The sequence below is a fragment of the Rhizobium sp. P2_G2 genome (assembly GCF_056403555.1).
This window is the reverse complement of the sequence record NZ_JBFUFF010000087.1, coordinates 22387-29203: the sequence shown is the minus strand read 5'-3', so window position 1 is coordinate 29203 and position 6817 is coordinate 22387. Positions and strand designations below refer to the sequence as shown.

The window sequence follows — 6817 nt, the reverse complement described above, 5'->3', positions numbered from 1 at the left end:
GGGATAGGGGACGACTTGGATTTTTGCTGGCGAGCTGCCTGATGGCGCTCCTGGCAGGCTGTGAAACCTCACCGCCGCCGTGGCCGGATTATTCGAAGATGACAACCTGTCAGAGAGTGATCTCGCTGCTGATGAATCCCTGGGCGACACTCGGACAGCAGGCTCTGGCTCCGGAGATTGGCCGCAACAATGCCTGCTTCGGCACACGCCAGCGGAAGAAATATAGAGTCACCGTCCGAGAGGTTGATTGATACAAATCTCCTATCCAAGCAATTCGGCGGCGAAGCCGCCGCATTGGAATTCGAGATTTCCCCATTCCGCATCGATCACGCGATAGCGCACGTCAGCAAGCATCGGCGATCGATGTTTGCGCACCGCCAATTCGAACCCCGACAACGAAAGGAGTTCGTCTGTCTTTAGATCAAAGCATTGGAAAAAATAGATTTTCAGTTTTCCTGGTTTTGGTTTCCTGAAGTCACCGGGATGCGTTCGCAACACCAGCTCAATGTCAACGAAACCGGGTTTGCCGCCGCTGAATGTTCTGTCGATGTGGAACGATTCCATGACCCTGTAAAACGACAGGCCAAATGATTCGAGTTCCTCAAGATTGTCGGCAACTATCGTCATGTTTTGCGGATTCATCGACTGGGATAATCGGGTTGCCTGAAGCTACCCCGCTGACCGCGTCCGGACAAGCTCGCCCGCGAGCATCAGCTTTTGCTTGATATCTCCGAAAGGCGACGTTCTGGTCGTGCGCTCCGGGGCAATGCCCCCCTTCGTGACCTGGCATAACGATGGCGACAGCGCCACGGTATCTGCACCGTAAACATGGCGATCGAGACTGCGCGCTTGGGTTCGCCTGTCGTCACGCCTGTGCTGATGTCATCAGGCGTCGCAACCGACACTCGTCGCGGACAACAAACGCTCAAGGAAATGCAAAGCCTTCAGCTTTCTCTCGTCGAAAACACGACCGGTCCGGCGACCGCATCCGTGACACCCAGCCCGCCACCGAGGTCCTCCAGCATGTCCCGGAAGGTATCAAGCGTGGCAATCATGCTCGACCGGCTTCCGGCCATGGCCTCGACGCTCTCCCATTCGCCGATGATACAATATCGTCCTTCACCGGTCCGGATGATATTGGCGTGGCGCAGACCCAGCCAGCTGTCGGCAATATTCTGGTGGGCGGCTAGGAAGGCGCTCTCCATCCCGGTCTTGACTTTAAAACCCACGACGTTGAATGCGGTCATTGCTGTCTCCCGCAAGTGAATGAGTAGCGATAGTGCCGGCTTGATCAAGGTGGCATCTGGCGACCAAAATCGCAAGTAAGCTTGCTCATCGGTGCCGCCTTTGAAAGTAGCACGCTTCACAGGGAAAAACCATTTTTATTGGCGTCTCCCGCGAAAGCTTGAATTTGCTTGGCAATGGCGTATGTCTTGCCATTTGTGCCTGGACAAATCCCCCCAGTCTATTGAAGAACATCCCAGGCTCTCGCGCCTGGGTCGAGGCGAACGCCTTTCCAGTGCTCCACGCTGCCGCAAACGCGCCGAATCTAGGTTGTTGCTATCTGCGCCAAAATGCCTTCGACAAAGCCGGCGTCCATGACATTATCGCCCTGATATTGTTCAGCTTCATTGCCATCTGGTTCAAGCGTCCCGTCACTCGAACAGGCTGCCAATTGACGCATGGTTTCCTGTAGAAACTTTGGCGAGGGCCAGTCGTTGGGATGAAAATTGTCGACCTGCCCGACGATCGGCCACCGTCTTTCGGACAGGTATAGGTCTCCGAATATCCAAATTCCCGCCGCATCTCGCGGTTCGGGCCTGAATATTCCATCGCCTCGCGGAACCGTCGAATAGACGTCGCTGTAGAAATATCCCATCAACACCTTTCCGTCTCTGGGCATTCCCGTCACCACGCCAAGGCAGAAGCCCTTTCCATTGTCGAGCGGAACGGCGAAGATATCTCCCACCTGGTATGGCAGCTTGTTCATCATCACGCGGCCTCCTTCTCAAGGCAAACATCTTCCTCGTAATAACGTTCGCACCCGCCAATAAATTTCCCCTTTTTTTCTTCTTTGCAGAGACCTAGCGCCTTCGGCGTGAGGCCTCGCGTGCGTCATGTTGTTTTGCAAATGGCTGATCGGCTGGATTTGGCGGTCGGCATCTCCATCATAGTGAAACCGCCGATTTTGGCGGAATGCCGGAAATATGATGAGGGACTTGTTCTTCGCGCCTGGTGCAGTTTGATTTGCGCCAGGCATGTCGCCACGCAGGTCGCGACAATAATACTGGCATGCTGCATGGATTGGTTTACGCAGAACCTATCCGCGCTAAGCATTTCGGAGTGCATTGGTGTTACCAACCTTATCCGAATTCGCGAATTTATCGGAAAAGACGAATTTGATAGGCTGCGATCTGATCATGGCGGCGCCGAAATTCGTTCGAAGGCGCTTTGAAATCACGGTGAATGCCCGGTTTCTGCGTGGTTGAGCGGGCAGAATGCGCAGGGGGTCGCAGATGTCAAAGTATCCACATCCGGCTGATATCTATGCTGGAAACAAACTTCACTTCCAAAGGCAGGTGCGCAGGCTCAGCCAGGGCGCCCTGGCCGATGCTTTGGGCGTGACATTCCAGCAAGTCCAAAAATATGAAAAAGGCATGAACCGCATGAGCGCCAGCCGCTTGCAGACCATTGCAAGAATCCTGGACGTGCCGGTCAGCTTCTTTTTCGATGATGACGAAGCGCCTGTCGGCGGCGATGCGGCGTCTCGCTATCGCGCGGACAACGACCAAACCGCCGGCTTTCTGTCATCGAGAGAGGTTGTGCAGCTCAGCCGTGACTTCGCGGCAATCAAGAATCGCGGTTATCGGCGCGCTGTGCTTGCTTTCGTGATCGCGCTGTCCGAAGCGCACGAATAACCAGCGTCCGGCGCTGTTGGACGATTGCCGCCGCTCAATTCCGGGCGCGTGCGCATGTCATGCCCACGCAACGCCCCGCCTGTGATATCAGCGGCGCGGCCGTTGCCATGAAGGCCCCCGCAGTCCCGCGCCCGTGCGGCGTGGGCAAGGTCACGATGGCGCGTCCATCGTCAACGCGGCGGCCGACCATCCGTCTTGAAGATGGCGGTGAATTTTGCGCGCCCCTCGATTGTGCGACACTACAGAGACAGAGACCCAGACTGAAACGGAAATGGAGATTGAAACGAAACCAAACAAAAACAAAACTTGAAACCCCGCTTCTTCAATCAACGCCGTGTCTGGCCGAACCGTTGTCTGGCTCCGGAAAGAGAGCAAGCGGAGAGGTCGAGGCAAGGCATCACACCGAGCCAATCGGCGTGACCAGGACGCAGAGGCTCCTATCGCTGCTGGAAAAACAGGGACAGGTCAGGCTTTGAATGCCACCCTGGCGGCTTGCGCCTCACCGCAACTTCTGCCAACTCTACAATCCAGGGGATCATTGGGAGCAAGCATGCGTCAGGGAGGAATTGCCGCCGTTGCGGCATTGTCGTGTATTTTGGCGTCATCCCCTTCGCAGAGCTTTGCCGAGTTTTTCACAGGCAACGACATCCACACCGACTGCAGCACCAACCGCAATCTGGTGAGCGGCTACGTCGCCGGCTGGCTTGGAAAAAACGAGTCTATCGATGGTATGTTCACCCKTGYGCAGCAGAACCCGRCGGGCGCCGATCTCGCCACCATWTCCRGGCTGGAGGMAGCCTCGCTGCACGCCTGCGTTCCCMAAGAGGCCACGGTGGAGCAATTGGTCGACATTTTTTGCAAATCGCTTGCTCAGACGCCGGAGACGCGGCATCTCTCGGCCGGRACYTTGTTGACYCTGACGATGTATGCAACTTTCCCTTGCCATCAACCTTGAAATCCCGACGCCGGAGGGGGCGATAGGGGATGACTTAGATTTTTGCTGGCGAGCTGCCTGATGGCGCTCCTGGCAGGCTGTGAAACTTCACCGCTGCCGGAGCCGGATTATTCGAAGATGACAACCTGTCAGACAGTGATCTCGCTGCTGATGAATCCCTGGGCGACACGTGGACAGCAGGCACTGGCTCTGGAGATTGGCCGCAACAATGCCTGCTTCGGCACATCCCAGCGGAAGCGATATAAAGTGACCGTCCAAGAGGTTGATTAGTACCGCGGAAAACAAACAAGCTTGAAAGCCTAACTCTTTCACCGCCGCTCTGCCTTGACGGACAGTTGGCTGGCTCTGGAGAAGCAGCGAGAGGTTGAAGCAAAGCCTCTTGCGTCCGCTCGTCTTGATCGAGGCGAGGCAATTGATATATGACTACCGATGGTCATATGGAGGCATGGCATGAAAGAAATCCAGCTCAAAGACGCGAAGGCAACGCTTTCCGCTGTGGTCGATCGGGCGGTGGCTGGCGAACCGAGCGTGATCACCCGTCACGGCCGCAAGGAAGCCGTCCTCGTGTCTTTCGAGGAATGGCAGCGTATCTCCAAGGTTCCGAGCTTTGCCGATCTGTTGCAGGCCTTTCCCGGCGGGCCGGAGGACATTCCCGAGCGAGCGCGCAAACCCGCCCGTGCACTCGGCGAAGATGGCCTCTGATCGTGTATCTTCTGGATACCAATATCGTCTCGGCCGATGCACCGGCCAAGCGCCAAGTGGGCGTCGAAGTGCTCGCGGCCTGGATGCACGCGCATAGCGATCGGTTCTATCTTTCCGCCATCTCCATCGCCGAGATCGAGGCGGGCATTGCCCGCGCCATCCGGATCGAAGCGACGACGAAGGCGGAGAACCTGCGCCGCTGGCTCATGGCAGTGGAACACTTTTATGCCGGGCGAATCCTGTCCTTCGGTATCGAGGAGGCGCGTCACGCAGGCCTGATCCTCGACCGGGCTCGCGCCCATGATCCCGGCTTCGAGGATATTGCCATCGCCGCCACCGCCGCGGCGCATGGCCTCACTGTTCTGACAGCCAATGAACGTCATTTCGCGCCGCTGGGCGTGCCGTTTGCCAACCCGTTGAAGCAATTGCCGACCATTCAGTAGATAGCCAGTGGCCCCCTGGATCGGATGGGAGAGGTCCGGCAGTCGCTGGCCACCCAACCTTCCTCCGCATTGGAATCGCAACGCCGAGCCGGGCAGTAACGTTGTACACGGTGCGCAACGTTCGACACGGACAGGGAGGCCATCCTATGCCGAAGCAAATCCTCTTCATCCAAGGTGCCGGTGAAGCCGTGCACGATCAGTGGGACAACAAGCTGGTCGAGAGCCTCGAGCGCGAACTCGGCTCGGACTACGCCGTCGTCTATCCGCGCATGCCCGAGGAAGCCGACCCCCGCTATCCGATCTGGAAAGCCGCGCTGCTGAAGCTGCTCGATGGTCTCGATAACGGCGCCGTTCTCGTCGGCCATTCCATCGGCGCGACCATCCTGCTCACCGTGCTGGCCGACGAGCGGCCGAAATTCAGGCCCGGCGCGCTCATTCTCATTGCGCCGCCGTTCATCGGCGATGGCGGATGGCCGAGTGAGGATATCGTGGCCCGGGCCGATTTTTCTGCCATGTTGCCGGCCGGGATGCCCATCCTTTTCTATCATGGCAGCGAAGACGACATCGTTCCGCCCACGCATGCCGGGCTGTATGCAAAAACAATTCCCGCCGCGGTTTTCCGTTTCCTGCCGCATCGCAATCACCAGCTCGACAACGATCTGAGCGAGATCGCTCGCGATATCCGTCGATTGCCGCTGCAGGGCCGTTCCGCTTGATCGTTGACGATGCCGAACCTCGCCAGGCGGTCGGTGGCGTGTCTCGTCATCGACAGCCATCGCTTATCGACCACACGGCCGGCCGATCAATGCCGGTGGGACGTCACACGGGTTCGCATCCATCCCCTGCTTGCACGCTATCGCCCTCTATATTACACATTAGCTGTTGGGCAGGGCCGTGGCGGGGCCATGCCGGAAAGCATCCAGGAGGGTTGCCGACGTGCATAAGTTCAAGATTCTGAAGGGCGCAAACGATCAGTTCCGCGTCCAGTTCGTCTACAATGCCGAGGTCATGGTCTGGTCGGAAAACTATGCGTCCAAGGCCAGCGCCAAGAACTGCATCGAATCGATCAAGAAGAATGCGCCGGGTGCCGCCACCGTCGATCTGACGAAGGAAGAGACCGGCTCGGGCTATCGTTTCGAGCTCGTCGAATCCAAGAATGGCGAGACCTTCGTCCGCTTCAAGGCGGCCAATGGCGAGACCATGGTGCGGTCCGAGACCTATGCCTCCAAGGCCAGCGCCAAGAATTGCATCGATTCGGTGAAGAAGAACGGCCCCGATGCGCCGGTCGAGGACGAGACCGCCGGTGCCTGATGCGCGGCACCTCCTCGCGATATAGCCAAGGCCAGCCGATCACGCGTCGCGGCCGGCTGATGCTGTCAGGCTGTCTTTTGCTGGTCGCGATCGTTCTCGGCTTCGCGGCCAGCGTTGCGCTCTATCAGGTCAATCGCAACCTGTTCCGCTCATCGGCGGTAATCGGCACCATCCTGTGCGGCTCGGGCCAGCGGGTCGACGACGTGCCGAGCCCGCCGCACAGCCGGCGGATGATCTGCCGCAATGCCGAGGGCGTCGAAGTCAGCGCCCGCAACAATCTCATCGCCGTCAAGATGGCGCTGCCCTTCATCGTGCTGATCGCCGTGCCCGGGCTCTGGTTTGCCTGGACGGCTAACCTGCGCATGTCGCGGGGGCGTTGAGGCGAGACGGGGGTGCCCTCGCGCCTGTGACTGGCCCTTCGAGGCCCCATTCCGCTTCGCGTCATGGGGCGCCTCAGGGCGAGGGCGAGTTTGGGGCGCGCTGGGTGC

13 protein-coding genes are annotated in these 6817 nt (G+C 58.5%); 10 read left to right on the top strand and 3 right to left on the bottom strand.

Going from position 1 to position 6817, the window contains the following annotated elements; genetic code table 11:
* A partial coding sequence (locus AC1D06_RS33765; RefSeq protein ID WP_477990186.1) for a hypothetical protein occupies positions 1-251 on the top strand: 251 nt, incomplete at its 5' end.
* 10 nt (positions 252-261) lie between these two features.
* Here the strand turns inward: AC1D06_RS33765 and AC1D06_RS33760 are convergent.
* The 3 genes from AC1D06_RS33760 to AC1D06_RS33750 all read right to left on the bottom strand — a co-directional run bounded on the left by AC1D06_RS33760 (position 262) and on the right by AC1D06_RS33750 (position 1993).
* The gene (locus AC1D06_RS33760) at positions 262-627 is read right to left on the bottom strand and encodes a hypothetical protein (protein ID WP_477990185.1); all 366 of its coding nucleotides are present in this window, start codon (positions 625-627) and stop codon (positions 262-264) included.
* A gap of 317 nt (positions 628-944) precedes the next feature.
* A complete protein-coding gene (locus tag AC1D06_RS33755) occupies positions 945-1247 on the bottom strand; it encodes a DUF718 domain-containing protein (RefSeq protein ID WP_477990184.1) in 303 nt (100 codons plus the stop codon).
* A gap of 302 nt (positions 1248-1549) precedes the next feature.
* Entirely contained in the window at positions 1550-1993 is a 444-nt protein-coding gene (locus AC1D06_RS33750) for an Imm26 family immunity protein (protein WP_477990183.1), read from the bottom strand.
* A 117-nt stretch (positions 1994-2110) separates the two neighbouring features.
* Here AC1D06_RS33750 and AC1D06_RS33745 point away from each other — a divergent pair, with 117 nt between their 5' ends.
* From AC1D06_RS33745 to AC1D06_RS33705, 9 genes are all read left to right on the top strand, one after another.
* Positions 2111-2455: a hypothetical protein gene (locus AC1D06_RS33745; RefSeq protein WP_477990182.1), complete on the top strand. Its 345-nt coding sequence runs from the start codon at positions 2111-2113 to the stop codon at positions 2453-2455.
* A 43-nt stretch (positions 2456-2498) separates the two neighbouring features.
* A complete protein-coding gene (locus tag AC1D06_RS33740) occupies positions 2499-2918 on the top strand; it encodes a helix-turn-helix domain-containing protein (protein ID WP_477990181.1) in 420 nt (139 codons plus the stop codon).
* A gap of 550 nt (positions 2919-3468) precedes the next feature.
* Positions 3469-3873, top strand: coding sequence for a Rap1a/Tai family immunity protein (locus tag AC1D06_RS33735; RefSeq protein WP_477990180.1), 405 nt, complete (start codon positions 3469-3471; stop codon positions 3871-3873).
* Positions 3874-3933: 60 nt separating this feature from the next.
* On the top strand, positions 3934-4143 hold the full coding sequence (locus AC1D06_RS33730) for a hypothetical protein (RefSeq protein WP_477990179.1): 210 nt from the start codon (positions 3934-3936) through the stop codon (positions 4141-4143).
* 180 nt (positions 4144-4323) lie between these two features.
* Positions 4324-4575, top strand: a complete 252-nt coding sequence (locus AC1D06_RS33725) for a type II toxin-antitoxin system Phd/YefM family antitoxin (RefSeq protein WP_477882985.1) — start codon at positions 4324-4326, stop codon at positions 4573-4575.
* 2 nt (positions 4576-4577) lie between these two features.
* Positions 4578-5018, top strand: a complete 441-nt coding sequence (locus AC1D06_RS33720; protein ID WP_477990178.1) for a PIN domain-containing protein — start codon at positions 4578-4580, stop codon at positions 5016-5018.
* 146 nt (positions 5019-5164) lie between these two features.
* A complete protein-coding gene (locus AC1D06_RS33715) occupies positions 5165-5734 on the top strand; it encodes an alpha/beta fold hydrolase (protein ID WP_477990177.1) in 570 nt (189 codons plus the stop codon).
* A gap of 220 nt (positions 5735-5954) precedes the next feature.
* A complete protein-coding gene (locus AC1D06_RS33710; RefSeq protein ID WP_477882980.1) occupies positions 5955-6329 on the top strand; it encodes a YegP family protein in 375 nt (124 codons plus the stop codon).
* Positions 6329-6709, top strand: a complete 381-nt coding sequence (locus AC1D06_RS33705) for a hypothetical protein (protein ID WP_477990176.1) — start codon at positions 6329-6331, stop codon at positions 6707-6709. Before AC1D06_RS33710 ends, AC1D06_RS33705 begins: the two co-directional genes overlap by 1 nt.
* Positions 6710-6817 lie beyond the last annotated feature (108 nt).